The sequence below is a fragment of the Oleiphilus sp. HI0128 genome (assembly GCF_001635365.1).
Genome location: NZ_LWGG01000692.1, coordinates 1 through 562 on the forward strand (window position 1 = coordinate 1; position 562 = coordinate 562).

Consider the following 562-nt stretch of genomic DNA (forward strand, 5'->3'; position numbering starts at 1 on the left):
CTGCCCGCTGTCACTTCAAGGCTTTTTTTAATACCGGACTTAGTCTGCTTACGTAGCTCAAAGCGTAATTCTCTAATCGCAGTTTTTTGTGCTGAATTGAGCTTCGAGTGATCAGCTTCTGCTAGTGCATTTTTTACATCTGCCCACATAAGCGGCCAGGTCGTTAAAGAGATATCGATCACTTCTGCATCATTGAGTAGCTGAAGATTATTTCGAAGCCTAAGGTCACCTACATCAATCCATGGCGCAGCGTTTACCGTGGCAGCCATAACAAGAGAAAGGGACATTACAAGGGTGCTGAGAAGCTTAGATTTGATAGACACGAATTAGACTTTTTAGTGGTTGATTCTATGGCTGGGCATTATAGGGGTTTTGCACTTAAAGGTAAAAGCGAAAAGAACTTAAACCACAGAGGACACCGAGCGCTTCGCTACACAGAGGAAGAGATGGAGACACACCTAAAAAGGCTTTTATCTTTTCTCTGTTTTTATCTTTTCTCTGTGTAGGCCGCAGGCCTCTCTGTGCCCTCGGTGGTGAACCGTCTTTTGTGTTTTGATCTTTA

The 562-nt window shown here is 43.8% G+C and carries 1 pseudogene; it reads right to left on the minus strand.

The annotated features are described in order from the left end of the window. A pseudogene (locus A3763_RS08550) lies at positions 1–287 on the minus strand (hypothetical protein); the annotation flags it as partial. Between the last annotated feature and the right edge of the window lie 275 nt (positions 288–562).